The 25,487-nt window shown below is 64.5% G+C and carries 25 protein-coding genes; 13 read left to right on the top strand and 12 right to left on the bottom strand.

What is annotated here, in order from left to right; translation table 11 throughout:
* Positions 1 to 75: 75 nt before the first annotated feature.
* From ACFOSU_RS09980 to ACFOSU_RS09965, 4 genes are all read left to right on the top strand, one after another.
* Positions 76 to 513 carry a MerR family transcriptional regulator gene (locus ACFOSU_RS09980; RefSeq protein WP_380689244.1) on the top strand — a complete coding sequence of 146 codons (438 nt, stop codon included), beginning with the start codon at positions 76 to 78 and terminating at the stop codon, positions 511 to 513.
* Positions 510 to 989, top strand: coding sequence for a DUF4396 domain-containing protein (locus ACFOSU_RS09975; protein WP_380688997.1), 480 nt, complete (start codon positions 510 to 512; stop codon positions 987 to 989). The genes ACFOSU_RS09980 and ACFOSU_RS09975 overlap by 4 nt, the downstream gene beginning before the upstream one ends.
* A 34-nt stretch (positions 990 to 1,023) precedes the next feature.
* Positions 1,024 to 1,836, top strand: coding sequence for a DUF1223 domain-containing protein (locus ACFOSU_RS09970; RefSeq protein ID WP_380688995.1), 813 nt, complete (start codon positions 1,024 to 1,026; stop codon positions 1,834 to 1,836).
* A 97-nt stretch (positions 1,837 to 1,933) separates the two neighbouring features.
* Positions 1,934 to 2,656 carry a DsbA family protein gene (locus ACFOSU_RS09965; protein WP_380688993.1) on the top strand — a complete coding sequence of 241 codons (723 nt, stop codon included), beginning with the start codon at positions 1,934 to 1,936 and terminating at the stop codon, positions 2,654 to 2,656.
* A 9-nt stretch (positions 2,657 to 2,665) separates the two neighbouring features.
* Here the strand turns inward: ACFOSU_RS09965 and ACFOSU_RS09960 are convergent, their stop codons facing one another.
* The 4 genes from ACFOSU_RS09960 to ACFOSU_RS09945 form a co-directional block, all read right to left on the bottom strand.
* On the bottom strand, positions 2,666 to 4,162 hold the full coding sequence (locus ACFOSU_RS09960) for a DUF3482 domain-containing protein (RefSeq protein ID WP_380688991.1): 1,497 nt from the start codon (positions 4,160 to 4,162) through the stop codon (positions 2,666 to 2,668).
* A gap of 1 nt (position 4,163) precedes the next feature.
* Positions 4,164 to 5,591, bottom strand: a complete 1,428-nt coding sequence (locus tag ACFOSU_RS09955; RefSeq protein ID WP_380688989.1) for a DUF2868 domain-containing protein — start codon at positions 5,589 to 5,591, stop codon at positions 4,164 to 4,166.
* A 208-nt stretch (positions 5,592 to 5,799) separates the two neighbouring features.
* A complete protein-coding gene (gene cydB / locus ACFOSU_RS09950; RefSeq protein ID WP_380688987.1) occupies positions 5,800 to 6,807 on the bottom strand; it encodes a cytochrome d ubiquinol oxidase subunit II in 1,008 nt (335 codons plus the stop codon).
* On the bottom strand, positions 6,804 to 8,198 hold the full coding sequence (locus ACFOSU_RS09945) for a cytochrome ubiquinol oxidase subunit I (RefSeq protein ID WP_380688985.1): 1,395 nt from the start codon (positions 8,196 to 8,198) through the stop codon (positions 6,804 to 6,806). The genes cydB and ACFOSU_RS09945 overlap by 4 nt, the downstream gene beginning before the upstream one ends.
* A gap of 283 nt (positions 8,199 to 8,481) precedes the next feature.
* Here ACFOSU_RS09945 and moaA point away from each other — a divergent pair, with 283 nt between their 5' ends.
* The 3 genes from moaA to ybaK are packed head-to-tail and all read left to right on the top strand — an operon-like array spanning position 8,482 to position 10,875.
* Complete coding sequence (gene moaA, locus ACFOSU_RS09940; protein ID WP_380688982.1) at positions 8,482 to 9,522, top strand: GTP 3',8-cyclase MoaA; 1,041 nt, start codon at positions 8,482 to 8,484, stop codon at positions 9,520 to 9,522.
* Positions 9,512 to 10,354 carry a hypothetical protein gene (locus ACFOSU_RS09935; RefSeq protein ID WP_380688980.1) on the top strand — a complete coding sequence of 281 codons (843 nt, stop codon included), beginning with the start codon at positions 9,512 to 9,514 and terminating at the stop codon, positions 10,352 to 10,354. The genes moaA and ACFOSU_RS09935 overlap by 11 nt, the downstream gene beginning before the upstream one ends.
* Positions 10,355 to 10,404: 50 nt before the next feature.
* Positions 10,405 to 10,875 (top strand): Cys-tRNA(Pro) deacylase, encoded by a 471-nt coding sequence (gene ybaK / locus ACFOSU_RS09930; protein ID WP_380688978.1) that lies wholly within the window; start codon positions 10,405 to 10,407, stop codon positions 10,873 to 10,875.
* Between the two features lie 33 nt (positions 10,876 to 10,908).
* Here ybaK and ACFOSU_RS09925 read toward each other — a convergent pair whose 3' ends face one another.
* The 5 genes from ACFOSU_RS09925 to ACFOSU_RS09905 form a co-directional block, all read right to left on the bottom strand.
* Entirely contained in the window at positions 10,909 to 11,325 is a 417-nt protein-coding gene (locus tag ACFOSU_RS09925) for a PaaI family thioesterase (protein ID WP_380688976.1), read from the bottom strand.
* A complete protein-coding gene (locus ACFOSU_RS09920; RefSeq protein WP_380688974.1) occupies positions 11,325 to 12,545 on the bottom strand; it encodes an MFS transporter in 1,221 nt (406 codons plus the stop codon). Before ACFOSU_RS09920 ends, ACFOSU_RS09925 begins: the two co-directional genes overlap by 1 nt.
* 101 nt (positions 12,546 to 12,646) lie before the next feature.
* Complete coding sequence (gene ligD / locus ACFOSU_RS09915; protein WP_380688972.1) at positions 12,647 to 13,516, bottom strand: non-homologous end-joining DNA ligase; 870 nt, start codon at positions 13,514 to 13,516, stop codon at positions 12,647 to 12,649.
* A 7-nt stretch (positions 13,517 to 13,523) separates the two neighbouring features.
* Positions 13,524 to 14,531: a non-homologous end-joining DNA ligase gene (gene ligD / locus ACFOSU_RS09910; protein WP_380688970.1), complete on the bottom strand. Its 1,008-nt coding sequence runs from the start codon at positions 14,529 to 14,531 to the stop codon at positions 13,524 to 13,526.
* Complete coding sequence (locus tag ACFOSU_RS09905; protein ID WP_380688968.1) at positions 14,524 to 15,138, bottom strand: DNA polymerase ligase N-terminal domain-containing protein; 615 nt, start codon at positions 15,136 to 15,138, stop codon at positions 14,524 to 14,526. The genes ligD (ACFOSU_RS09910) and ACFOSU_RS09905 overlap by 8 nt, the downstream gene beginning before the upstream one ends.
* Before the next feature lie 108 nt (positions 15,139 to 15,246).
* Here ACFOSU_RS09905 and ACFOSU_RS09900 point away from each other — a divergent pair, with 108 nt between their 5' ends.
* A complete protein-coding gene (locus tag ACFOSU_RS09900; RefSeq protein WP_380688966.1) occupies positions 15,247 to 15,711 on the top strand; it encodes a nucleoside deaminase in 465 nt (154 codons plus the stop codon).
* 86 nt (positions 15,712 to 15,797) lie between these two features.
* Here ACFOSU_RS09900 and ACFOSU_RS09895 read toward each other — a convergent pair whose 3' ends face one another.
* Positions 15,798 to 17,486 carry a methyl-accepting chemotaxis protein gene (locus ACFOSU_RS09895; RefSeq protein ID WP_380689242.1) on the bottom strand — a complete coding sequence of 563 codons (1,689 nt, stop codon included), beginning with the start codon at positions 17,484 to 17,486 and terminating at the stop codon, positions 15,798 to 15,800.
* Between the two features lie 321 nt (positions 17,487 to 17,807).
* Complete coding sequence (locus ACFOSU_RS09890) at positions 17,808 to 18,521, bottom strand: RNA polymerase sigma factor FliA (protein WP_380688964.1); 714 nt, start codon at positions 18,519 to 18,521, stop codon at positions 17,808 to 17,810.
* 266 nt (positions 18,522 to 18,787) lie between these two features.
* On the opposite strand from ACFOSU_RS09890, the gene ACFOSU_RS09885 reads away from it, so the two are divergent.
* A complete protein-coding gene (locus ACFOSU_RS09885) occupies positions 18,788 to 19,903 on the top strand; it encodes a FliC/FljB family flagellin (protein ID WP_380688961.1) in 1,116 nt (371 codons plus the stop codon).
* An 89-nt stretch (positions 19,904 to 19,992) separates the two neighbouring features.
* Here the strand turns inward: ACFOSU_RS09885 and fliE are convergent, their stop codons facing one another.
* Positions 19,993 to 20,340, bottom strand: a complete 348-nt coding sequence (fliE, locus tag ACFOSU_RS09880) for a flagellar hook-basal body complex protein FliE (RefSeq protein ID WP_380688959.1) — start codon at positions 20,338 to 20,340, stop codon at positions 19,993 to 19,995.
* 285 nt (positions 20,341 to 20,625) lie between these two features.
* Here fliE and fliF point away from each other — a divergent pair, with 285 nt between their 5' ends.
* Genes fliF through fliI form a run of 4 tightly spaced genes read left to right on the top strand, consistent with a single transcriptional unit; the run spans position 20,626 to position 25,486 of the window.
* Positions 20,626 to 22,431 (top strand): flagellar basal-body MS-ring/collar protein FliF, encoded by a 1,806-nt coding sequence (gene fliF, locus ACFOSU_RS09875; RefSeq protein ID WP_380688957.1) that lies wholly within the window; start codon positions 20,626 to 20,628, stop codon positions 22,429 to 22,431.
* Positions 22,424 to 23,428: a flagellar motor switch protein FliG gene (gene fliG, locus ACFOSU_RS09870; RefSeq protein ID WP_380688955.1), complete on the top strand. Its 1,005-nt coding sequence runs from the start codon at positions 22,424 to 22,426 to the stop codon at positions 23,426 to 23,428. The genes fliF and fliG overlap by 8 nt, the downstream gene beginning before the upstream one ends.
* Positions 23,421 to 24,095, top strand: coding sequence for a flagellar assembly protein FliH (locus tag ACFOSU_RS09865; protein ID WP_380688953.1), 675 nt, complete (start codon positions 23,421 to 23,423; stop codon positions 24,093 to 24,095). The genes fliG and ACFOSU_RS09865 overlap by 8 nt, the downstream gene beginning before the upstream one ends.
* Entirely contained in the window at positions 24,095 to 25,486 is a 1,392-nt protein-coding gene (gene fliI / locus ACFOSU_RS09860) for a flagellar protein export ATPase FliI (RefSeq protein WP_380688951.1), read from the top strand. The genes ACFOSU_RS09865 and fliI overlap by 1 nt, the downstream gene beginning before the upstream one ends.
* Position 25,487: the final 1 nt, after the last annotated feature.

Here is a 25,487-nt window from a genome sequence, read left to right as displayed (position 1 = left end):
GGCGCGGGCTTGAAATAACGCTTGACCCTGTACCTCTATACGGCGTTACTTTGATGACGCAGCTATGAGGTGAATATGCGCATCGGCGAATTGGCACAACGTTCGGGCATAGGCGTGGAAACCGTGCGTTTCTACGAGCGAGAAGGCCTGTTGCCGGAGCCCGCCCGCGGCGCCAACGGCTATCGCCGTTACACCGCCGACAGCAGCGACCGGCTCGTTTTCATCGTGCGCGCCAAACGGCTGGGGTTCACGCTCGCCGAAATCCGCGAGCTGCTCACCCTGCAGGACGGCCAGGGCTCGCGGGCGCAGGTCATGGCCCTGGCCGAGCACAAACTCGGCGAAATCGATGCGCGTCTCGCGGATCTGCAGCGCATGCGCGAAACGCTCGGCGATCTGGCCCAGCGATGTGCCGGCCACGGCGATATTCGCAGCTGCCCGATCATTTCCGCGCTCGCCGGCGCCGGCGAGGAGCCGCCCGAGCCGCGCGTCACCGAAAACGAGTCCGGCACATGAACACGCCGCGGGCCGCGCTCGGCAAAGGTCGCGGCAGCGACCACTGCGCCCCGAAGACCACCGCCGCCACCACGTCGGCCGTCACCCTGCATTGCCTGACCGGCTGCGGCATCGGCGAACTGCTGGGCCTGATGATCGGTACCGCGCTCGGCTGGCACTGGATGCATACGATGCTGCTTGCCGTCGTGCTGGCGTTTGTCGTTGGTATCAGCCTGGCGGTCCGGCCGGTCATGAAGAACCATGGTCTGTCACTGGCGGCGGCACTGTCGACGGTCTGGCTGGGCGAGCTGTTCTCGATCACGGCGATGGAAATCGCCATGAACGGCATCGACTACGCCATCGGCGGCATCCAGGCCGGCTCGCTCACCGCGCCGCGTTTCTGGATCGGCTTTATCTGTGCACTGCCGGCCGGCTATATCGCCGCCTGGCCGGTGAACTGGCTGCTGCTCGAGCGCAATCTCAAGCACTGTCACTGACGTGGCGCTACGCAAACGTGCTATACCGACAACCATGATTACCGAGTCAACGAGATCTGGAACCCTCCTGGGTGGCGGCTCGATACTGGTCGTTGCCGCCAGCCTGTTGGCCGCCTGCAGCGTTGCACTCGCGCAGGCCGGCCCGACGCAATCGTTCGAGAGCGGCGTCAAGCAGACCACGCTGCTCGAACTCTATACCGCCGAAGGCTGCAGCAGCTGCCCGCCGGCCGACGCATGGCTCGGCAGATTCACCGACAACGACGCGCTCTGGCACCGGATCGTCCCGGTGGCTTTTCATGTCACCTACTGGGATCAATACGGCTGGGTCGATCCCTACGCGCGCACCGAGTACACCCGGCGTCAGCGTGATTATGCGAGCCGGCGCAGTAACGGCGTGGCCTACACACCCAATTTCATCCGCAACGGCCACGACTGGCGGCTGTGGTTCCGGCATCCACGCCCGAGCCCGATCGAGCCGCTCGACGTTGAAGCCGACGCCGGCGTGCTGCGCGTGACCCTCGACGGGGATGCGGTGGGCGCCCTGTTCGCACCGCCGGCCACTATCGACGGCGCCCTCGACCTGCATATCGCCGTCCTTGCTTTCGGCTTGAGCAAGGTCATCAGCGCCGGCGAGAACACAGGCCGTAGATTGCGGCACGATTTCGTGGTCATCGGCGAGAACACGACGCCGCTCGTCGACGCCGACAGCGGCTACACGGCGACCGCGATACTGCCGGCAACGATGACCGTCGACGCCAGCCGCTATGCGTTCGCGGCCTGGGTGGAAAGCCGCGCCAACATGCAAACCTATCAAGCCACCGGCGGCTGGCTGGCCGCCGCGCCCTGATGCCATCGCGTTCATGGAGCACTTCGGCTGACCGTATCTTTCACGCACGCTATGATGGCGGCGCTTTCACCCTATCGTCGGCACAAGGAGCCGCTGCATGAGTCAGAACAACACCCGATCGAGCCTGTTTGGTGCCCTGTTCGTGCCCGCCCTGATTCTGGGTGTGCTGATCATTCTCGCGATCCTGGTGATCAGCTTTCGCTCCGGCCCGACCGCGCCGACCGCGGGCAACGACAACAGCCGCCAGCTCGACTCGTCGCTGATCAGCCAGTTCGAGTCCGATTACGACGCCCTGGGCGAGTCGGTCGGCGAGGCCGATGCACCGGTCACCATCCGCGAATTCGCCGACTACCAGTGCCCGGCCTGCGGCGCGTTCGCGCCCACGGCCAAGCGCATCCGCGACGAACTCGTGGACTCCGGCAAGGTGCGCTTCGTGTTCTTCGACTTCCCGCTGCCGATGCATGACCACGCCCATCAGGCGGCCGTGGCCGCGCGCTGTGCCGCGCGTCAGGACAAGTTCTGGCCCTACCACGATCGCCTGTTCGAGACCCAGAGCGACTGGTCGCAGCAGGACGACCCGACCTCGCGTTTTCTCGACCTGGCCGTCGAGACCGGCGTCAACGCCGATCGACTCAAACAGTGCATGGCCCAGGGTGCGGTCGACGACGTGATCGCCCAGAACCAGGAAGCCGGCAAGGCCGTGAGCCTGCGCGCCACGCCGACCGTGATCGTCGGCGACACCCTGTTCTCGGGCGCGGTGAGCTTCGATCGTGTCCAGCAGGAAGTCGATCGGCAGAGCGCCGGCGAAGGCGACAGCTAGAGTTCTGAACTAGAGTTCTTTCTCGACCGCCGCGAGCGCATCCACGAGGGCGGCGAGCGCGGCGCTGTCGCCTTCGGCGTCCTCGCGTTCGCGCATGACCTGACGAAACCAGCGGCCCAGCGTCTTCTGCAGATCGCCGGGCAGATCGCGGGCCACGCTTTCGTTGTCGTCGCCGGCGGCGGCCAGTTCGCCGTCGCCGCGACGGGCGTGGGCACGCAGCAGGATCTGGCGGTAGCGGATCAGGATGGAATCGAGAAGCACCCAGGCGAAATTCGGATTACGCGGCGGCCCAAGCGTGATCTGGCGTCCGCCGAGCGCGCCCATGCGCCCGAAATCGAGTTTGAGCTCGGGCAGCGCTTCGCCCTTGAAGAACGCCAGCGCGCCGCCGCCGATACCGCCGAGCAACGCGCCGACGCCCAGGGTATGACCCAGCGCCGCCGCATCGACGCCCAGCCCGGCGCTCGCGCCTACCGCGGCGCCGACGAAGGTGAGCTGCTGGCGGGTCAACCCGAGCCGGCGCCAGGTCTCGTCGCTGGCCAGATCGAGATCGCCGCCGAAGCCGTCGCGCAGCTGCGCCCGGATAGCGGTATGCCGATAGATGCCGAGCAGCGCGTCGGCGGCCTCGCGTTCGAGTGTGGCAATACGATCGAAATAGCGGCCGCTCGCGCGCTTGACCGCGTCGCGTTTCGCGGCCACCGGCGCCGGGCCGTCCTCGGCATAGGTTTCGCGCTCACGCAAAGTCAGCCCGGCGCGTAGAAACGACTGGATATGCTCGGCGGCCAGTTCGCGACGCTGGGCCCATTCGGCGTCGAGCAGCGCCATGGTGGTGTCCAGATGGGCGCGATCGCGCTCGTCGATCTGGTTGAGCGCGGCCAGCAGGTCGCGACGGGCGGCGAAACGGGCCTGATGGGCATCGAAGGCGCGCACCAGATTGAAGGCCTTGCCCAGATGGGCCCGCCAGTCGGCTTCGTGATCGGCGCGGCCGTCGCCTTCGCTACCGCGCTGATTGAGCACGGCCAGGCGCGCACGCCCGGAAAAACGCAGGATTTCGATCTCGGCCAGAAAACTGTCGTAGACCGGCACACCGGGATCGACCACGTAGAGGATGCCCGCCCCTTCCAGCAGCGGCTCGAGCAGACGGCATTCGTCCTCGAACTCCCCGGAGCCGCGGTATTTTTCCACGAAGCGCGCGAGCGCCGGCAGGCCTGGCGTGGTGGCCGCATCGTCGTGCAGGGCACGAATCGCGCGCAGCGCCTCGATCGGCTGCTGAAAACCGGGCGTATCGATGAAGCGCAACCGCTCCACGCCGTCCAGTACCAGCGACAACCGCTGGCAACGCGTGGTTTCCCCCGGCTCGGGCGAGATCCGGATGATGCGATCGTCGTCTTCTTCGAGCAGCGTGGCCAGAATCGCCGACTTGCCCATGTTGACCTTGCCGACCACGGCATAGCAGGGCAGGTCCGGCGTCACCCATGCGCCCGCGTTGAGGGCCTTGTCGTGGTTCATGTCAGGCACCGGGGGCATACCCCAGAATTTCGGTCGCCGGGTCGCGCAGCCCGTCGATGAATCGGGTCCAGCGTTCCAGATGGGCGGCATCCGGCGGCGTCGGCTGGCCGTCCCGCACACCGAGCACCACCCAGGTCATCGGCGTATCGCTGCCCGCAGCTTCGCGCACCCGTGCATGCAGGTTGTACGCCTGGCGCGGCGACAGGCCCCAGTCCTCGACCAGCAGCACGACGTGCGCGGGGGCTTTGGCCAGGGCCGCATCGGCCGCGTTTTCGGCGGCCTCGTCGAGCACGTTCACCCGCTGCTCTTCCTGCGGATTCACACGCAGTGCACGCAGCAGAAAACCGCGTATGTCCTGACCGTGAATACCGCTGCCGCCCACATCGAGCAGCAGCGCGCCGTCGGCGGATTCGGGCGCCACCGTGCCGCGTTCGACGGCAGTAAGCGTGCGCCAGAGCGCGCGATGGCGCGGCGCCTGAAAATCCAGCCCGGCCAGTGCGCGCCGCTGTCGCCACTGATACAGCGCGATCAGCAACAGCCGCGGCAACAGACCCCAGACCACAATCGACATCAACAGGAATCGCCACCAGGCGGCCGTCGCCTCGACGCCGCCCGGCACCCGTTTGATGCCGTCGACATAACGCGCGCGGCTGGCCTCGATCGCCGCGGCATCCGGTACCGCCGCCGGCCAGGCCCATTGCCAGGGCATGGCAATGGCCTCGGTGGTCGCCTGCATGAGCTTTCCCGTCTGCGGCGTGGCCTCCCAGTAGAACCGCACATCGAACACCATCAGGCAGCCCAGAAATGCGAGCAGAAGACCTACACTGAAACCCAGCCCGCCGCGCTGCAGCGTGCCCCCGAGCGCGGCACTCAGCGCCTGCCGCGGCCGGCTGCCGTCGAGCAGCCGCTCGCGCCAGATATCGACCTGATCGGCCGAGCGCTTGCCGGCGCTGCGCCGGGCCAGGTGCACCGCCAGCGACAGTCCGCGCTCGAGCAGGACACGCCGGCGCGAGCCCAGACGCCGCGCCAGCGACCACGCCAGGAAAACGCCCCACGGCAGCACCAGCGCCAGGCCGAAGAACACAATCACGTGCACGGCCTGCGAAACGCCCACGCACAGCCCGGCGGCCAGCACAAAGCCCGCCACGGCCATGCCGACGAACAGTGCCAGCCGCAGCAGAGCAATACCGTTGTGCCAGAGTCGTCCTGCGTCGACGCTCGAACGCTCGCGCCGCATCGCCAGCCACAGCCACAGCCCCTGACGACGGCGCATGCGCTCATCGCCGCTGCCCAACTGGGGGCGAATATCGCGGGCGAAATAAAGACGGTCGGCGACAATCTCGTCTTCCGACACCGACGCCAGTATGGCTTCGAAGTCGATCAGATCGGCCAGGGTCCAGCGATGATGGGCACGGCGGGCAGCTCTCATACCGCTATTAGAACATCGCCGGCGTCTTCAGCGCGGGGTTCAGCGACACACGCCGCGGCGCGATCAATGGTCGAGCACGAAGAAGATGAACTCGCGAAACACGAACGCGGCGCTGGCACAGACGACCAGACTGGCCGCCGCCAGACCCACGAACCACAGCAGTCGGCGCGGTCCTTCGCGCATCAGCCGAAACCCATCAGCCCGAACATCAATGATAGCCCATGTCACGGGTGACTTTGCCGCGGAATATCCAGTACGACCAGCCGGTATAGAACAGGATGAACGGCAGCAAAATCGCCAGACCTACGATCAGAAAGCGCTGTGTCTCCGGCGGCGAGGCCGCGTTCCAGATGGTCAGGTCGGGTGGAATGATATGCGGCCAGAAACTGGCGGCCAGACCCGCGTAACCCACCGCGAACATGGCCAGGCTGAGCAGGAACGGCAGGTATTCGCGCCGGTTCATCACACTCCAGTACAGGAAATACGAAACCGCGATCGCGGCGATCGGGAACGGCGCCATCAGCAGCGCGTGCGGAAAGCCGAACCAGCGCTCGGCGTAGTCGACGTCCAGGAACGGCACGTACAGGCTGACCAGGCCCATGAACACGATCACGCCGGTCAGCAACATGCGGCTCCAGCCATAGGCTTTCTGCTGCAGGCCGCCGCTGGTCTTGAGCACTACCCAGGTGGCGCCCAGCAGCGCATAGCCCGCCACCAGCGCGAACCCGGTGAGCACAGTGAACGGCGACAGCCAGTCGAAGGCGCCGCCCACATACTGGGCGCCGTCGGCGTTGATACCCTGCACGATCGAGCCCAGCGTGACGCCCTGGCAGAACGTGGCCACGATCGAGCCCAGATTGAAGGCCGTGTTCCAGCCGAACTTGCGATTGGCCTTGAAGCGGAATTCGAAGGCCACGCCGCGAAAGATCAGCGCGATCAACATCAGCGACAACGGCAGATAGAGCGCCGGCAACAACACGGTGTAGGCCGGCGGAAACGCCGCCAGCAGGCCGACCCCGCCCAGCACCAGCCAGGTTTCGTTGCCGTCCCAGATCGGCGCCACCGAGTTCATCATGATGTCGCGCTCGTGCTCGCCGTGGGCGAAGCCCGACAGAATGCCGATGCCCAGCACGAAGCCGTCCAGCAGCACATACATGAACACGCCAAAGCCGATGACGCCAAACCACAGCAACGGCAACAGATCGGTCGTGCTCATGGGCGCTCTCCCACCGGCTCGTCGGGATACGACAACGGCCGTGCCGGCGTCGCGAAGGGATCGTGGCTCGGATGCGCCGGGCCTTGCTCGGGGCCGGTGCGCACGACCCGGATGATGTAGTACAGACCGGCGCCGAAAACGATGCCGTAGACGATCACGAAGGTGATCAGGGTGGCCAGCACGCTGGGCCCGCCCACCGGCGACACCGAGTCCGAGGTGCGCATGAGTCCATAAACCGTATAGGGCTGGCGCCCGATCTCGGTAGTGATCCAGCCAGCCAGCACGGCGACGAATCCCGATGGCGTCATCGCGACCAGAAAACGGTGATACCAGGGGGTGTCGAACAGCGCCCGCCGCCAGGCCAGCCACAGCCCGGTCATGCCGGCGAGCAGCATCAGCATCCCCAGCCCCACCATGATGCGGAAAGAGAAGAAGATCGGTGCGACCGGCGGTCGCTCGTCGCGCGGAAAATCCTTGAGCCCGACCAGTTCGCCGTTCCATTCATGGGTCAGGATCAGACTGGCGAAATGCGGAATCGCGATCTCGAAATGATTCGTCTCGTTAGCGCTGTCCGGCCAGGCGAACAACGCGAGCGCCGCACCTTTTTCCGTATCCCAGTGCGCCTCCATCGCCGCGATCTTCTGTGGCTGATATTCCAGCGTCTTGAGGCCATGGAAATCGCCGGCCACGATCTGCAGCGGCGTGACGATGGACACGAAGCCCACACCCATCATCAACATCACCCGCGAGGCCTCGTGGGCGGTGTCACGCAGCCGGTACCACGCGCCCACGCCGAGGATCACGAACGCGGTGGTCAGATAGGCTGCCAGCACCATATGCACCAGCCGGTACGGGAACGACGGGTTGAATACGATCTTCCACCAGTCGACCGGGTAGAAGATGCCGTCGCGCAGTTCGAAGCCGTCCGGGGTGTGCATCCAGGAGTTGGCGGAGAGGATCCAGAACGCCGATAGCGTCGTGCCCACGCCCACGGTCACCGTGGCGATGAAATGCAGCTTCGGGCCAACCTTGTCCCAGCCGAACAGCATGATGCCAAGGAAGGTGGCTTCCAGAAAGAAGGCGGTGAGCACTTCATAGGTGAACAACGGGCCCAGCACCGGCGCGGTCGCCTCGGCGAAATGCGACCAGTTGGTGCCGAACTGGAAGCTCATCACGATGCCCGAGACCACGCCCATGCCGAACGAGACCGCGAAGATCTTGACCCAGAACTGATACAGGCGCCGGTAGATGTCCCGCTTGGTGAACAGGAACAGGCCTTCGCACATCGCAAGCCAGCTCGCCAGGCCGATCGTGAACGCCGGAAACAGGATATGGAACGACACCACGAAGGCGAACTGGATTCGCGAGAGAACTTCCGGATCGAGGTGCATGCCGTCTCCTGCAATGACTACGACAGCCGCAGACCGGCCCGCTGACCGTGCCCCAAGCGACCACTCATACTACAAAAGTATAACGCGTTCAGGCGCGGCGCGGTCGCGACCTATTGCCGCAAGTCACGATATCGTCGCTGACAGTCTGGCACCGGGCGCCGGTACAGGCGAATCCCATGGGCACGCGAATAGCAGCAGTTTCGACCGGCGCGATGCACAACCGGCGCCGCGAGCGCGAATGCGTGGGCTTGAGACCGGGGACAAAAGCCCTGATCATAGGATCATGCCCGCTACCCAAGCCGTCACCGATACCCTTGCACGCCCGCTACGCGACTTGCGTATCTCGCTGACCGATCGCTGCAATTTCCGCTGCACCTATTGCATGCCACGCCATCTGTTCGGCAGCGAACATCTGTTTCTGCCACGCAAGGAACTGCTCAACTTCGACGAAATCGAGCGCCTGGCGCGTCTGGCCGCCGGCCTGGGCGTGACCAAGCTGCGCCTGACCGGCGGCGAACCGCTGCTGCGCCGCGATCTCGAGGTGCTCGTCGCGCGGCTGGCCGCGATCGACGGCATCGACGATATCTGCCTGACCAGCAACGGCTCGCTGCTCACCGCGGAGCGCGCCCGCGATCTGAAAGCGGCCGGTATCAATCGCGTCACCCTCAGCCTCGACGCCATCGACGACGACGTCTTCAAGGCGATCAACGATGTCGGCTTCCCGGCCTCCAAAGTGCTCACCGCGATCGACAACGCCAAGGCCGCCGGTCTGGGCCCCGTCAAGGTCAACTGCGTATTACAGCGCGGCGTGAACGAACACCAGATCCTGCCGATGGTCGATCACTTCCGGCATTCGGACGTGGTGCTGCGCTTCATCGAGTTCATGGATGTGGGCACATCCAACGGCTGGCGCATGGACGACGTCATTACCGCACGCGAGATCGTCGACACCATCCGCACGCGCCATCCGATCAGCCGCCTGCCGGCCACCGCGCCGGGCGAGACCGCCAACCGCTGGACGTTCGACGACGGCGCCGGCGAGATCGGCATCATCGCCTCGGTCAGCCAGCCTTTCTGCGGTGGCTGCACCCGCGCCCGACTTTCGGCCATCGGTGAGCTCTATACCTGCCTGTTCGGCGTGCACGGGCGCGATATCCGTGGGCCGATGCGCGCCGGTGCCAGCGACGCCGAGCTGTCCGACCTGCTCGCCGGCATCTGGCACGTCCGCGACGACCGCTACTCGGAAATCCGCGGCGAGCAAACCGCCAACCGTCGCGGCAAGGATGCCGACGGCAAGGTGGAGATGTCGTATATTGGCGGGTGAACAATCGCAAAGTCGGGTTCTGAGCTATACGACATCCAAGATGTCGTGGAGCTTTCTACACTCTGCGATAACACATGCGCAAAATACCGGAAGTCCCCCGAAGGCCATTGATTTCAACGTGGGTTCCCCGGCGGTCGTAATTCTGGCCTGCTCGGCAATCGAAGCCTTTGTTAACGAAGTATCGTCTTCGGCCCACAGCTTTCTATTCGATGCTGATCGCGACTCCACCTTCATCTCTGACCCCATTCATGACAGATGGGATGCTGCTGGCATCGAAGAAAGCGATTTGCAAAAAATCGCGTCAATCAGAGTGGACGAATCGGGCTCGTTGATTGATCGCTATAAGCGGCTGCTTAAAGCTATCGACTTAGAACTGCCTGCCCGTTGGAATAATCTTTGCCAGCTTCAAAAAGTCCGCAACGGCCTAGTCCATTTTCGCGAGTGCGATATCCCAATCGTAAATGATAAGGATAGTAGGATCCGCAGCGGCCAGAAACTGCCGGATTTTTTACTGCCGTTAACGCGACAAAAGATAGAAAGCTGGCCGATATTGGCTTCCAACCCGGAAATCGAAGGGGAAGACTGGACGTTACGGATAGCAACAAACGCCTTTTCGATCTGGGCCTTGGAAATCGCCATGACGACAAATAGCTACATCTTGGACAATCTCGCCGAAGGAAAATACGCTAAACATCTGCGCGCGCTCTACAGCAGCCGCGAAAGACATTTCGATCATCTCTTTGAAATGGGGCTCGACGAGATTTCGAACTGGAAAGACTATATTTACAAAGGATACGATTTCCGCACTCATTTCAAGCGTCCATTTTCCTAGCCACCTGTTAATTATTATTTATTAACGGATCTCTGCCCGAATCTGTGTCCGTGACTCCCGCTATTAAACAACTAGAAGCAGCCGGATTGCCCCATAAAGTACTTCGCTACGAGTCGGATAGAGCCATCTCGGGTTACGGCATCGACGCGTCGGAGCAACTTGGGGTTCCTGCGCAACGCGTATTCAAGACACTGGTCGCCGAAACCGACGCGCATGAACTGATCGTCGCCTGCGTGCCCGTCTCGGGACGGTTGCACATGAAAAGCCTGGCGACGGCGGCGGGCGCCAAGAAAGCGTTCATGGCCGAGGGCGCGCAGGTCGAAAAGACCACCGGCTATGTGCTCGGCGGCGTCAGCCCGCTAGGCCAGAAGAAAGCGTTGCGCAGCTTCATCGATGTCTCGGCGCAGGACTTCGACACAATCTTCGTCAGCGGCGGGCGACGCGGCCTGGAGATCGAACTGGCGCCAGCGACGCTGGCCACGCTGACACAGGCCACGTTCGCGCCACTCAACGACAGCTGATCGATCCGATGTTCGGCCGGCGCGACGCCCGCCCTAGCCGGGGTTCGTCAGTATTTTCCAGATACCCCGGGCCGTCATCAGCAGCCGCTCATCGGCGAGCAGGCGTGCATCGATGAACGCCAGGCTGCGGGTGACGCGAACGATGTCGACGTCGGCCACGATGAACTCGCCGATCCGGCCCGCGCTGACGAAATGGGTATCGAGCTGCACCGTCGCCACCGGCTGATCGTTCAGGGCCGTGCTCGCGGTCACTCCCATCGCCCGATCGGCCAGTGTCACCAGCATGCCGCCCTGGACCACGCCGCGCTTATTGCGGTGCTTGGCATCGGCCCTGAAGCCCAGCACGATCCTGTCGCCGTCACGCCGCTCCAGCACGGGCCCGACGAGCCCCAGGAAACCGTCCTCGTCGTGCAGTGTCCAATCGCCCGCGGGCACGCTTTCGTCACACATCAGTGTTCGATCTCCTTGGGTCTGGCGCTGAAGTCAAGCCGTAGTGCCGCAAGTGCGCCCAGAAATCCGCATAGTGAATAGACCGCGAACGTGGCACTGAAACTGGTCAGTCCGGCGGCGACCAGCGCGAAGCCGGCCGGGCCGATGATGACGCCGCCGAACACGTAGACAAGTACCGCGCCGGTGGCCTGGCCGACCTGCGACACCGGCGCCTGGTGGGCGACTTCCGCCAACAGCACGCCGTTCCAGCCCAGCCAGACCGCGCCGAGCCAGATGAACAACAGCAGCTGAACCCAGCCGGCCATATCGATGGCCAGATACAGGGCGAGCGAACCCAGTCCGCCGAGCAGGCCGAGCAGCGCCAGTACCCGCATGCCACCGCCGATCCGGTCGGCCACCCAGCCCCAGCCGATACGCCCACCGGCGCCGGCGAACTGCATGGCGGCAGCCACCGCGCCGGCGGTGACCAGCGGCCAGGCGCCGTCTTCGACGAGCGTGGTGACCGCAAACGCGCTCAGCGACAATTGCACCACGGAATAGAAGAACCCGATGAGGGCGAGTCCGGCGAGGCGCGGGTCGGCCCACAGGATCTTCTGGTCGATGAAGAACCCGCTGCGCCGCGCGGTGCCAGCCCCAACGCGGCGCGCGTCGTCGGCATGGCTGTAGTAGCGCAGCGCCGCCAACGCGGCGAAGGGCACGATCGACGCCAGCACGAGTACCAGCCGCCAGTCGATGAATACAGCCAGCGCGGGAATGGCAAGGCTTGCGATCACACCGCCCAGCGGCACCCCGGCCTGCTTGACCGAATACACGAGGTTGCGCGTACGCGCGTTGACCACCGACGCGAGCAGCTGCGATGCCGCCGGGTTCTGCCAGCCATAGCCAATCCCGACAATCAACGAGCCGGCAACGAAGCCCTCCACGCGGGCGGTGGCGAAACACAGCAGGCCGCATCCGAACGTAAAAAGACACAGCTGCTCCACCCTCAAGGCACCAAGCCGCTCGATGGCGCCGCCCGCGCCGGCCGAGGCCAGCGTCGCGGCTAGGTAGATCAGGCTGATCTGGAAGCCCACGAAATGAACATCCAGCCCCACATCCGCCACCACCAGCGGCACGATAGCGGTCAGTGACAGCGCGGCCGCCGTGGCGATGATCTGAATCGCGGTGGCGAAACCGAGCGTCTTGGCCAGGCCATCGGCGGGGCCCTCGATCGCAGCCATCACGAAGCGGTGCGCCGGATGAAAGCGGCGAAAGAACAGGGTCGAAATGCATGCATGAATGCATGATACATCGGGCTATCGATACCGGCGTCGCCCCGCCGTCAGTCGAGTTTCTTCGCGGCGGTAGCAAGCCGCTGACGATGGCGGTCGATATCGGCCCAGGGACAATCGCGCTGGGCCAGCCGGCGGAAGATGTTGCCGATATGAAAGCGCCGCGGGCCGAGCCGGGCGTCGCCCAATTCATCCCAGGCCAGCGGCGTGGCGATCGGCGCGCCGGGCTTCGGGCGTACCGAGTACGGCGCGACGCCGGTCTGGGCATAGGCGTTACGACGGATATCCAGATACAACCGGCCGCGGCGTTTGTTCTTGCGGTGTTCGACGGTGAAGCGATCCGGCTGGTCGGCGGCAAGATCGTTGGCAACACGCCTGGCAAACGAACGCGTGGCATCGAAATCCGCCTCGCGATCCAGCGGCACGGTGACATGCAGGCCGGACGAGCCGGTGGTCATCACGAATGCGCGCAGATCCACCGCGGCGAGTCTATCGCGCACGGCGCGCGCGGCCTCGACGACCACGCCGAAATCATCGCCCGGCGGATCCAGGTCGAAGATCAGCCGGTCCGGGCGATGCGGCGTGTCGTGGCGCGACAGCCAGACGTGAAACGCGATCGTGCCCTGATCGACCAGATAGACGAGCGTGTCGGCATCATCCGCCAGCGGATGCGTGATCGTGCCGTCTTCCTTGTCGACCGTAACGCGATCGATCCAGCCCGGGTAATGATCCGCCACATTCTTCTGGATGAAATGCACGCCGTCGATACCGTCGGGAAATCGGTTCAGCGTCAGCGGTCGGCCTGCGATATGCGGCAGCATGGTCGCTGCGATACGGCGGTAGTACGCGGCTAGATCTCCTTTGCTGATCCCCGCGTCCGGGAAAAAGATCTTGTCGGCGTTGGCGATGTCGACACTCATGGCCTGCTCATGCAGGGCATTCGCGCACGACGTCCTGCGGCGCCTTGTCGTCGCGCTCGCCCAGATAGCGTGGATGACGCAGCTTGCCGTCGACCGTCCACTCGTTGAAGCCGATCTCGACCACGCGCTCTGGCGTGACCCAGTGCAGGCCATCACCACTACCCGCCGGCGGATCGGCAAACGGCGAGGTCTGGCGCTCCGCAGCCGCCAGCGCGCGGTGCAGACGCGCCAGTTCGTCGTCATCGAAACCGGTGCCGACCCGGCCGGCGTAGACCAGGGCATCGTTCTGGTAATAGCCGACCAGCAGTGCACCCAGCCCGTGGCGGCTGCCCTGCGGATCGGTGAAGCCGCCGATCACGAACTCCTGGCCGTGCTCACACTTGAGCTTGAGCCAGCGCTTTGAGCGCCCGCGCCGATATACGCTGTCGGCCCGCTTGGCGACAATGCCTTCCCAGCCCTTGTCACAGGCTTGCGCCAGATAGGCCTGGCCGCTGCCATTGCGGTGCGCGGTATAACGCAGCCCGCCGCCGAACCCGAAGGCCGAGCGCAGCACCTTCTTGCGCTCGCGCAGGCCCACACGACGCAGATCGATTCCGTCCAGCCAGGGTACGTCGAAGGCATAGAAATAGATCGCGATACCACTGGACCGAGCTTCATCCGGATCGGATATTCCGGCGCGCTGCTGCAGGCGGGCGAAGCGGGTGATTTTGCCATCGAATGCCACGACCTCGCCGTCCAGAACGAAGCGCCGGCAAGGCTGGCGTGCAAACAGTTCGACCAGCTCCGGAAAATGGGCGTTGCGAGCCTTGCCGTTACGAGTCAGCAGTTCGATATGATCGCCCTCGCGAAACACGAGCAGACGAATGCCGTCGAGCTTGCGCTCGAATATCCAGCCGGCGTGTGAGAACGGCGTATCCGACAAGGTCGCCAGCATCGGTTCGAAATGCTGCGGCATCGCACTCCTGACAATCATTTCCTGGGCGTCGTGGGAGAGTCGATCGCGCCATTCAGCCATCGTCGCTTTCCTCGCGCGCAATCGCGGCAGTGCTGCGTCCGCTCAGCACGGACTTATCCTGGGTACTGACCGGATTGCGCCGCGCGTCGGCGGCGGCGTCGTCCATCTTGACGAGCAGCCACTGACGCTTGCCGTGCTCGGTGCGAAAGTGGGTCAGCGAATAGCCGCCGGTAAGCTTTTCGCCCGCCAGGGTCACGATGAGATGACCGTCGGCCAGGCATTGCGCCAACGATCGCGTGATGTTCCCGGCCTCGTCCCGCTTGGCGTTTTCGAAGGTGCCCTTGTCCCAGACCAGCACCGTGCCGCCGCCGTATTCGTTTTCGGGAATCACGCCCTCGAAGTCGGCGTAGGCCAGCGGATGATCCTCCGTCTGCACGGCCAGTCGTTTTTCGCTCGGGTCGGTCGACGGCCCCTTGGGTACAGCCCAGGACTTGAGTACGCCATCGATCTCGAGACGAAAATCGTAATGCAGGCTCGACGCATCGTGTTTCTGAATCACGAAGATCGGCGCTGAGCCTGCGCTGTCGCGGGCCCTGCCGCCGCATGGCTCGGGACTCTTGCCCGAGGCACGCCGATCGCGATAGTTCTTGAGTCGGTCGTCGGCCATGTCGCGAAACGCTGCCCGTGGATGAACTGTTTTTGTATCGCGTTCGCCCGCAGACGCCTATCCGGGCGTTTACGCAGCCTGGGGTTTACCCGCTAAACTCGTTGATCTATGGATACGAAAAACAGGGAAAGCAGCGACACGCACTTCATGCGCAAGGCGTTCGAGCAGGCCCGGCAGGGCTTCGACGAGGGCGGCGTGCCCATCGGCTGCGTGCTGGTGAAGGCCGGCGCAATCGTCGGCGCCGGCCACAACCGCCGGGTGCAGCGGGACAGCGCGATACTCCACGGCGAGATGGACGCGCTCGAAGCCACCGGTCGCCGGCCCGGCGCCTTCTACAAGGACGTCACCCTCTACACCACGCTCTCACCCTGCTCGATGTGCAGCGGCGCGATCCTGCTCTACGGGATTCCGCGGGTGGTGATCGGCGAGAACCGCAGTTTCATGGGCGAGGAAGCGCTGCTGGCCGAGCGCGGCGTCGATGTCAGCCTGCTGCACGACGCCGACTGCATCGCGCTGATGCGCCGTTTCATGCACGAAAAACCCGAGCTCTGGAACGAGGATATCGGGGTCTAGACCAGGCACGCGCCCGAAGGCAGGGCGCGGCGGTCGGTCGGCCGAATCGAGCGGACCCGAAATCGGGCCCGCCCGTCAGGCAAGCGTCAGAACGATGCCCATTCACCGTCGCTGGCGACGTTCATGGCCACGGTCGCGCGCGGCGACGCCGCGGCAGGCGCCGCGTCTACGAAAGCCGGCACGGCGGGCGCCGGTTTGGGCGTGTCGTGATGTTCGGCCACGTCGGCTGCGGCCTCGTCCCCGGCCTTGAAGAACGCCACCTGGGCCTTGAGCGCGTGGGCCTGTTCTTCCAGTGAACGGCTGGCAGCGGCCGATTCCTCGACCAGCGAGGCATTCTGCTGGGTCATGCTGTCCATCTCCGACACCGCCAGGTTCACCTGCTCGATGCCGCTGGACTGTTCCTTGCTGGCCGCCGCGATCTCGGCGACGATGTCGCTGACCTTGTTGATGTTCTCGACGATCTCTTCGAGCGTCTTGCCGGACTGGCTGACCTGCTCGGAGCCGTCCTTGACCTTGGCCGCACTGTCCTCGACCAGGCCCTTGATGTCTTTGGCGGCCGCCGCGCTGCGGCTGGCCAGGTTGCGCACCTCGGAGGCCACGACCGCGAAGCCGCGGCCCTGTTCGCCCGCACGCGCCGCCTCGACCGAGGCATTGAGGGCCAGCAGGTTGGTCTGAAAAGCGATGTCGTCAATCAGACCGATGATGTCGGAGATCCGGCGGCTGGCCGCGTCGATCTTCTCCATCGACTCGACTGCCCGGCCGACTACCTGACCGCCCTCCTCGGCCTGGGCCCGAACGCCGCGCGCCAGCTGATCGGCCTGGGCCGCATTGTCGGCGTTCTGTCTGACCGTCGAGGTCATCTGTTCCATCGACGCCGCGGTCTCCTCGAGGTTCGCCGCCTGTTCCTGGGTACGGGTACTCAGTTCGTCGTTGCCCGAAGCAATCTGGCTCGCGCCCACACTGACCGCGTCAGACCCCGCCCGCACCTTCTCGACCATCTCCGCCAGGCGATTCTGCATCGCCCCGAGTGCGCGCAGCATGACGCCGAACTCGTCGCCGCGATCGATGTGTACCTGGTTATCCAGACGGCCATCGGCAATCGATTCCGCCAGCCGACGGGCGCTGGCCAACGGCCGCGAAATCATGCGCGTGAGCAGCCAGGTGATCACCAGCGTCATCAGCAACGCAGCAACGATCACGGCGACGACAATAACCTGGTCACGCTGGGTCGCCTGCATGCTCTGGGCGTGGAAAATTCCGGCGCGCTTGACCTGATAATCCTCCAGCTGCATCAGCTGAAAGCTCAGCTTGATGAAGCTCGGCTGCACCTGTTCGGTATAGAAGATACCGCCGCCGTAGACGCCGGTGCTCTTTAGTTCCGCGATGAACTGATCGAGCTTGTCGGTGACTGCCTGGTACTCGCTCCACATGCTGTCGGCCGCCGCGCGCTCTTCGTCGGTGGTCAGTTTGGCGGGATAGTACTCGCTCCAGCGCTTCTCGATGGCCTCGCGCCGGGCCCCGAGATTCTTCACGAAAGTATCGATACCTTCGGATTTCTGGCCCAGCATCTCCTCGGTGATATCGCTGCGCATACCGGCAATCAGGCTATCGACCATGGCGATGTCACGCAGGCCCCTGAGATTCTTGGTATACAAGCGATCCGTGGTGGCACTGGCGCCACTGATGGTAATCACCGAATAGACGCCCAATGCACACACCAGCGCCAGGATGAGCCCGAATCCGAGCCCCAGCTTGCCCTTCACACTCTTCTTGATACTGAACATCGTGCCCCTTCCCGCTATGGACAATCATTTTGGTATCGATGCGGCCGTGTCTTGCCGGGATCGTCACGAGCGGTCTGGCAGCGTGGGGGCACGCATGCGGCCAACGCTGGAAGCGTCGGCGGTCCGGTCCGTTCAATGAATCTTCGGTTTGCCTGCGGCTGCGCTCTTGCGCCGACTATCGGCCATCGCCGCAGAACCTTGAAACAGCCCGAACGGTCGCCAGTCGAAGCGGGAGAAGACGGCCGTAGCCGTCGGCCAGCCCTTGGGTCACTAACCGGGCGCCAGCCAGGAAAACGGAGCTCGGAAAAGGGTTCAGGCGACCTTGGTCAGGGTGGCACGCAGACGCGCAACCGCCTGACTGTGAAGCTGACAAACGCGCGATTCACCCACACCCAGCACCGCGCCGACTTCCTTGAGATTGAGGTCTTCCTGATAGTAGAGCGCGAGCACCAGCCTATCGCGCTCGGGTAGCTTCTCGATCGCGCGGGCGAGTTCCTCGCGTTCGACGAAGGCCATCAGCGCTTCCAACGGCGTGGCCGTGGTGGGCACGTCATCGGCAAGTACCGATGCACTGCTCTCCTCGGTTCCGCTTTCCTCGAAGGCCTCGATGAAGCCGTTGTTCACGTCGTAGAGCAGGCGATGGTATTCCTCCATCGGCATATCGAGTTCAGTAGCGATTTCGCGTTCGGTTGGAGAGCGGCCCAGCCGATGCTGCAGGCGCTGGATGGCGCGATTGAGCTCGCGGCTGGCCCGGCGCACGCTGCGCGGCAGCCAGTCGCGGCTACGCAGCTCGTCGATCATCGCGCCACGCACCCGCTGCGACGCATAAGTGGCAAACGACGCGCCCTGACTCGAATCGAAACGATCCAGCGCGTCCAGCAGGCCGACCATGCCGGCCTGGATCAGGTCGTCCAGATCCACGCTCGACGGCAGGCGTGCCCTCAGCGCGAGCGCCTGACGGCGCACCATGGGCAGGTACTGTTCGACTACCTGCGAACGATCGATCGTGCCTTGTGCCGTATACATAAGAATTGCGCCCTGAAACCCGGCTTTGATATCCGCCCCAAGCGGCTCCCACAAGGCCGCAACGCGGCCAGCCTGATGATTATTGGCCGCTAGTGGCGCACGCCATGTAACGAACAGGCACGACTTTCGCCCACTGCTCGCCCGATTAGCCGATCTCGGCATTAAAGAAGCAGCGCGCGCTGACGATAGTCCCCCCACGGCGGCACCTGAGCGCCGTATCGCGGCATCGCCGCCACCGGTTCAATAACACTAAAGGACTTAACACCATGGCTTTCACGGTTAACACCAACACCCTGTCGCTGGTTGCTCAGAACAATCTCAACCAGTCGCAGAAATCGCTCAACAGCGCCATCGAGCGTCTCTCCTCGGGCAGCAAGATCAACAGCGCCAAGGACGACGCCGCCGGCCAGGCCATTTCCAACCGCTTCACCGCGCAGATCAAGGGCTTGCAGCAGGCATCCAGCAACGCCAACGATGGCATCTCGATTGCCCAGACCACGGAAGGCGCGCTCGATCAGGTCAACGACAACCTGCAGCGGGTACGTGAGCTGACCGTGCAGGCGGCCAACGGCACCAACTCCGCTGAAGATCTACAGTCCATCCAGAACGAAATCGACCAGCGCCTGGGTGAGATCGACCGGGTTTCCGAGCAAACCAACTTCAACGGCGTCAAGGTCCTGGCCAGCGACCAGTCGCTGTCCATTCAGGTCGGCGCCAATGATGGCGAATCCATCAGCATCGATCTCAAGCAGCTTAACTCTCAGACCCTGAGCTTGGACAACTTCAGCGTCTCTGGCTTGTCCGACGAAATCACGGAACTTTCGGTCGATGATGCCAACGGCAATGAAGTAACAGCGAAAGTGGATCTTAGTGCCATTACCCTTACCGACTTTGAAGCCACGGACGCTGATCAGTTAAAGCTCCGCTCATATGAAGACAGTGCCGGCGCTACCCAATACGCTATCGAGGATGTCGACGGCACGCTGGCTAAAGTCGCCATCGACGCCGACGAAACTAGCGCCACCTTCGGTCAAGTTACTGACCCCGCCGACGTTGCCGCCGCAAAAGCCGCCTACGACACCGATGCCGCTGCCGGCCTCACCGCTACAGCTAACCCGCTCAAAGCATTGGACGATGCGCTGAGCCAGGTCGACGACCTGCGCTCCGACCTCGGCGCGGTGCAGAACCGCTTCGACTCGGCGATCACCAATATCGACTCGACCACCATCAACCTGAGCTCGGCGCGCTCGCGTATCGAAGACACCGACTACGCCACCGAGGTATCCAACCTGTCCAAGGCCCAGATCCTGCAGCAGGCCGGCACTTCCGTCCTGGCCCAGGCCAACCAGACCGGCCAGGGCGTGCTCTCGCTACTCGGCTAAGATCGGCAACCGCTTCAACGCGGGCGATAAAAAAGGGGCGCCTCGGCGCCCCTTTCCTATATCTGCCACTTGTAGTGAAGCGCGCTGCCCTACACCTGCATGTTCATGATGTCCTTGTACGCATTGACGACGCGATTACGGACCTGGACGCCCATCTCGAAGGCCACGCCGGCTTTTTCCATATCCACCATCACGTCGTTGATGCCGATGCCGGGCTCGCCGCGCTCGAAGGCGTGCCCCTGCGCGGCGGCGCTTTGCTTGAGCGCGTCGATCTTGTCGATGGAATGCATCAGCGCCGAGGCGAAGCTGTCCGGCGCGTTGACGTCGGCATTGGTGGTGGCGACGGGATCGCGTGCCGGCGCCGTCTGGCCGGCCTGGGCCGCGGTGGCCTGAAGTTGCTGGACGACACTCTGAAGAACCGGGCCGACTCCACTCATGACGTTGGTCACTCCCTGAATTCGAGGTAAGGCGGGTACGGCGATGACCGTACAGCGCTTGGATTGAACGCAGGGTAGCGCAGTGTCGGTTCGGCTTAAGGCGGCAAATGACGCACAAATAGCGGGCTTTTCGTGCCTTTGAAAAAACACGCCTACGCAATAATGGCCACCACGCCGGCAGCCGTGGACGGGGGATGTCCACACCAGACATAGCGGCTGACACCGGATTTTCTTCAGGCGCATTCGCCAAGCAACGCGAATCGCCGCTTGTTACGAGGGGAATGGATGGCCAGCGCGGATCCGCCGCAAGGCGCCGCCGGGGACAATAATCCCGGGCTGTTGGAACATTTGCGCTCGAACCCGTGGTTGCCACTGGTACTGGGCGTGGCGATCGCGATCACCATACTGGCCGGCGTGTTCATGTGGAGCACCGGCCCAGACTACAGCGTGCTCTATTCCGGGCTGTCCGATCGCGATGGCGGCGAGATCATTGGCAAACTCGATCAGATGCAGGTGCCCTACCGCTTCGCCGCCAACGGGAGCACCATCCTCGTGCCCCACGATGCCGTCGACCAGACGCGTCTGTCACTCGCCGGCGAAGGCCTGCCCAAAGGCGCCGGCGTGGGTTTCGAGCTGATGGACAATCAGTCCTTCGGCATCAGCCAGTTCGCCGAGCACGTCAACTACAACCGCGCGCTCGAAGGAGAACTCGCGCGGTCCATTGAAACCATCAACGAAGTGGCCAGCGCCCGCGTGCACTTGGCCATCCCGGAATCCTCGGTATTCGTACGCGAGCGCCAGCAGCCCACGGCTTCGGTCGTACTCGATCTCTACGACGGCCGCAGCCTGAGCGAAGGTCAGGTCAGTGCGATCGCGCATCTGGTGTCCAGCAGCGTGACCCAACTGCCGGTGGACTCTGTCACGGTGGTGGACGCGGCCGGGCATCTGCTGTCGCAGAACGCGCAGCCGGCGGGCAGCGGCGCCAACGGCACCCAGCTCGACTACGTCGCCCAGATCGAGCAGACCTATCGCAAGCGTATCCGCGACATCCTCGCCCCCATCGTGGGCGCCGACAACGTTCGTGCGCAGGTCGTGGCCGACGTGGACTTTTCGGTGGGCGAAAGCACCCGCGAGACCTATGCGCCGAACCAGGATCCCAGCAAGGCCTCGGTACGCAGCGAGCAGCGCAGCGTGAATCTCGCCAACGGCGGCGCCGGCATCAAGGGCATCCCCGGCGCGCTGAGCAATCGACCGTCACCGGACGAGCCCTCGCCGATCAACAATCCCCAAGGCAACAGCAACGGCAACAACGGCGGCAGCGCGCCCAACAACTCCAACAACGCGAACAGTGGCCAGCTGCAGACTGCCGGCGCGGCCGGCCTGGCGCAGGGCGGCACGCAGGACGGCTCGTCCACGAGCGCCTCGACCATCAACTACGAAATCGACCGCACCATCCAGCACACCAAGCTGGAGACCGGCCGCATCCGTCGCCTGTCCGCGGCCGTGGTGATCAACGAAGCCGCCCTCGGCGTTCCCGCGGCCGCCGTGAACGCCAGCGAAGGCCAGACCGAAACGGACAGTGCGGCGGCGAGCGCCGACAACGCGGCGCTCGTGGCCCAGCGCATGCAGCAGATCCAGGATCTGGTGCGCGGCGCCATCGGCTACTCGAGCGAACGCGGCGATTCGCTGCAAGTCGTCAATACCGTGTTCACCAGCGCCCCGCAGGCCAGCGTACCGCCGGCGCCGCCGTGGTGGCAGAACCGCGACCTCATCGAGATGGCCAAGACGCTGCTGAAGTATCTGGCCCTCGCGATCGTCGCCTGGCTGCTGTGGCGCAAGCTGGTCAAGCCCCTGATCGATCGTACCCCGGGCCTGGCACCGGTGCCGCGCGCGGCAACCGCCGGGGCCGGCGGCGCGGCCGTCGATTCCGGGCAGGCGGCTGCGTCCCCGAACGGACAGGACGGCGAGGCCATCCTGCGCCAGCAGCGCCGCCAGCAGTACACCGCCCTGCTCGACAATACACAGGAGCTGGCCCGCAGCGATCCGCGCATGGTGGCCATGATCGTCAAGGGGTGGATGAGCAATGGCTAGATCCACATTCGACGATGCGGGCCTCGAGCGCAGCGCGATCCTGATGATGGCACTCGATGAGGATACGGCCGCCGAGGTCTTCAGGTATCTGCCGCCGCACAGCGCCCAGGAACTGGGCCTGCGCATGGCCGGGCTCAGCCATATCTCCAACGAGCGCATCGGCGAGGTCATGCGCGAGTTCAGCGACGAGCTCGACCAGTACAGCGCCGTGAGTCTGCACTCGAGCGACCATATTCGCTCGATTCTGACCAAGGCGATGGGCGAGGAACGTGCCTCCAGCCTGCTGGAGGACATCTTCGAGTCCAGCAACGGCTCCGGCATCGATGCGCTGAACATGATGGAGGCCAACGTCGTCGCCGAGATGATCCGCGACGAGCATCCACAGATCATCGCCACGATCGTCGTGCATCTCGAGCGCGCCCAGGCCTCGGAAGTGCTCACCCACTTCCACGAGAATCTGCGCAACGATGTCATCCTGCGCGTGGCGACCTTCTCCGGCGTACAGCCGGCCGCGCTGCAGGAGCTCACCGAAGTGCTGTCGAACATGCTCGACGGCCAGAACCTCAAACGCAGCAAGATGGGCGGCGTGAACACCGCGGCCGAGATCCTCAATCTGATGAACTCGGCCCAGGAAGAGAGCGTGATCACCAGCGTGCGCGCGCACGACGAAACCCTGGCCCAGAAGATTCTCGACGAAATGTTCGTATTCGAGGATCTGGAGAACGTCGACAACCGCACCATCCAGCGCCTGTTGCAGGATCTGGACACCAATACGCTGGCGATCGCTCTCAAAGGCGTACCGGCGAACCTGCTGCAGCGTTTCACCGACAACATGGCCAATCGCGCGGCCGAGCTGCTGCGCGAGGACATGGAAATGCGCGGCCCGCTGCGCCTGTCGCAGGTCGAGGCCGAGCGCAAACAGATCCTGGAACTCGTGCGGCGTCTGGCCGATGCGGGCGAAATCACCCTGAGCACGGACGACGACGAGTATGTCTAGCGGCTCGCCATCCAGCTGGCAGCGCTGGGAAATGGGCCGGCTGGAACGGCGCACGATCGAGCGCGGCGCGAAGAGCAAGGCACCAATCCGCCGGCGCGAAGACCAGATCAGCATGACACTGTTCGATCTGGCCAAGGAAGAGGCCACGAAAAAAGGCTTCGAAAAAGGCATGGCCGAGGGCTTCGCGCAGGGCTATGCAGAAGGCGAGGCCAAGGTGCGCGCCGAACACGAGCAGGCACTGGCCGCCGAACTGGCCGAGCGCGTGCGCCCGATCGGCGATCTGGCGACCGCTTTTCGCCATGCCGCCGACAACCTCGACGACCAGCTCGCCTACCAACTGGTGGAACTGGCCATCGAGACCGGCCGCCAGCTCGCCGGCCGCGCCCTGGAGATCAAGCCCGAACACATCCTCGACGATATCGAGGAACTCATGGAAACCCATGCCGGGCTGACCGGTAATCCCACGCTCTACGTCAACATGGACGATTTGGCCCTGATCGAGTCCACGCTCTCGCAGGCGCTGGCGGCCGCCGGCTGGCAACTGCGCGCCGACATCAACCTGGGGCGCGGCGATTGCCGTATCGAGACGGAAAGCGCAGAAATCGATGCCAGCGCCGACGACCGCTGGACCCGCCTGCTGCACGCCGTCGGGCACGGAGAGCACTGATGGACAGCGCCACGACCGACGCCGACGCCCTGCTCGGCCGCTGGCAAAGCCATCTGAACCGCACCCGCGCGCGCGTGGCCGCGCTCAGCCGGACCCGCGAACGCGGCCGGCTGGTGCGCGCCAGCGGTCTGATCCTGGAAGCCGTCGGCCTGCGCCTGCCACTGGGCGCGCATTGCTGGATCGAACAGGCCGGGGGCGGGCGTCTCGCCGAAGCCGAGGTCGTGGGCTTCAACGGCGATCGGCTGCTGTTGATGCCGTTCGTGGAAACCGCCGGCCTGGTGCCCGGCGCGCTCGTGTGGCCGGTGCTCGATCCGCCCGGCGCTCGGCCCGGTGCCGGCAAGCAGCTGCCGGTCGGCGATGCCCTGCTGGGCCGGGTGGTCGATGCGCGCGGACGGGTGCTCGACGATCGCGGCCCGCTGGTCGGCGCCGAGCATGCCTCGCTGGCCGGGCCCAAGCTCAACCCGCTCAAGCGCGCGCCGATCAACGACGTGCTGGACGTGGGCGTGCGCGCGATCAATGCCCTGCTCACCGTCGGCCGCGGCCAGCGCCTAGGCCTGTTCGCCGGTTCCGGCGTCGGCAAGAGCGTGCTGCTGGGCATGATGGCGCGCTTCACCAGCGCCGACGTGATCGTGGTCGGGCTGATCGGCGAGCGCGGCCGTGAGGTTAAGGACTTCATCGACAACATTCTTGGCGCCCAGGGCCTGGCCCGCGCCGTGGTGGTCGCCGCTCCCGCGGACACCTCGGCGCTGCTGCGCCTGCAGGGCGCGGACTATGCCACCCGGCTGGCCGAGGATTTTCGCGAGCGCGGCAAGCACGTGCTGCTGATCATGGATTCGCTCACCCGTTATGCCATGGCCCAGCGCGAGATCGCGCTCGCGGTGGGCGAACCGCCGGCCACCAAGGGCTACCCGCCGTCGGTATTCGCCAAGCTGCCGACCCTGGTCGAACGGGCCGGCAACGACTCACCCGACAAGGGCTCGATCACCGCGTTCTATACCGTCCTGACCGAAGGCGACGACCAGCAGGACCCCATCGCCGACTCGGCGCGAGCCATTCTGGACGGGCATTTCGTGCTCTCGCGGCGACTCGCCGAGGCGGGCCACTATCCGGCGATCGATATCGAAGCGTCGATTAGCCGCGCAATGACGGCGCTTATCGACGAAACGCATTTCACCGACGTGCAGTATTTTAAGCGCATGTTCTCGCGTTACGAGCGCAACCGGGACCTGATCAACGTCGGCGCCTATGCCGCCGGCAGCGATCCCACGCTCGATCGCGCGATCGCACTGTATCCACAGCTCGAGGCTTTTCTGCAACAGCCGATGACCCGGCGCAGCGACTATGCCGGCGCCTGCGCCGAACTCGCGCGTCTGATTCCGGACGAGGACTAAA

The sequence above is a fragment of the Salinisphaera aquimarina genome (assembly GCF_042643355.1).
Lineage (GTDB): Bacteria > Pseudomonadota > Gammaproteobacteria > Nevskiales > Salinisphaeraceae > Salinisphaera > Salinisphaera aquimarina.
The sequence above is the reverse complement of the archived record's forward strand: the minus strand, read 5'-3'. Positions and strand labels throughout refer to the sequence as shown.

Bases quoted from the DNA above. Each gene is read 5' to 3' on its own strand.
- ACFOSU_RS09975 (WP_380688997.1), top strand. From the start codon at position 510: ATGAACACGCCGCGGGCCGCGCTCGGCAAAGGTCGCGGCAGCGACCAC.
- ACFOSU_RS09965 (WP_380688993.1), top strand. From the start codon at position 1,934: ATGAGTCAGAACAACACCCGATCGAGCCTGTTTGGTGCCCTGTTCGTG.
- ligD (WP_380688972.1), bottom strand. From the start codon at position 13,516: ATGAGTGTCGACATCGCCAACGCCGACAAGATCTTTTTCCCGGACGCG.
- fliG (WP_380688955.1), top strand. From the start codon at position 22,424: ATGGCTAGATCCACATTCGACGATGCGGGCCTCGAGCGCAGCGCGATC.
- ACFOSU_RS09865 (WP_380688953.1), top strand. From the start codon at position 23,421: ATGTCTAGCGGCTCGCCATCCAGCTGGCAGCGCTGGGAAATGGGCCGG.
- ACFOSU_RS09905 (WP_380688968.1), bottom strand. From the start codon at position 15,138: ATGGCCGACGACCGACTCAAGAACTATCGCGATCGGCGTGCCTCGGGC.
- fliI (WP_380688951.1), top strand. From the start codon at position 24,095: ATGGACAGCGCCACGACCGACGCCGACGCCCTGCTCGGCCGCTGGCAA.
- ACFOSU_RS09955 (WP_380688989.1), bottom strand. From the start codon at position 5,591: ATGAGAGCTGCCCGCCGTGCCCATCATCGCTGGACCCTGGCCGATCTG.
- fliF (WP_380688957.1), top strand. From the start codon at position 20,626: ATGGCCAGCGCGGATCCGCCGCAAGGCGCCGCCGGGGACAATAATCCC.
- ACFOSU_RS09920 (WP_380688974.1), bottom strand. From the start codon at position 12,545: ATGGCTGCGATCGAGGGCCCCGCCGATGGCCTGGCCAAGACGCTCGGT.
- cydB (WP_380688987.1), bottom strand. From the start codon at position 6,807: ATGAGCACGACCGATCTGTTGCCGTTGCTGTGGTTTGGCGTCATCGGC.
- fliE (WP_380688959.1), bottom strand. From the start codon at position 20,340: ATGAGTGGAGTCGGCCCGGTTCTTCAGAGTGTCGTCCAGCAACTTCAG.
- ACFOSU_RS09980 (WP_380689244.1), top strand. From the start codon at position 76: ATGCGCATCGGCGAATTGGCACAACGTTCGGGCATAGGCGTGGAAACC.
- ACFOSU_RS09900 (WP_380688966.1), top strand. From the start codon at position 15,247: ATGGATACGAAAAACAGGGAAAGCAGCGACACGCACTTCATGCGCAAG.
- ligD (WP_380688970.1), bottom strand. From the start codon at position 14,531: ATGGCTGAATGGCGCGATCGACTCTCCCACGACGCCCAGGAAATGATT.
- ACFOSU_RS09890 (WP_380688964.1), bottom strand. From the start codon at position 18,521: ATGTATACGGCACAAGGCACGATCGATCGTTCGCAGGTAGTCGAACAG.
- ACFOSU_RS09885 (WP_380688961.1), top strand. From the start codon at position 18,788: ATGGCTTTCACGGTTAACACCAACACCCTGTCGCTGGTTGCTCAGAAC.
- ACFOSU_RS09925 (WP_380688976.1), bottom strand. From the start codon at position 11,325: ATGTGTGACGAAAGCGTGCCCGCGGGCGATTGGACACTGCACGACGAG.
- moaA (WP_380688982.1), top strand. From the start codon at position 8,482: ATGCCCGCTACCCAAGCCGTCACCGATACCCTTGCACGCCCGCTACGC.
- ACFOSU_RS09945 (WP_380688985.1), bottom strand. From the start codon at position 8,198: ATGCACCTCGATCCGGAAGTTCTCTCGCGAATCCAGTTCGCCTTCGTG.
- ACFOSU_RS09960 (WP_380688991.1), bottom strand. From the start codon at position 4,162: ATGAACCACGACAAGGCCCTCAACGCGGGCGCATGGGTGACGCCGGAC.
- ACFOSU_RS09970 (WP_380688995.1), top strand. From the start codon at position 1,024: ATGATTACCGAGTCAACGAGATCTGGAACCCTCCTGGGTGGCGGCTCG.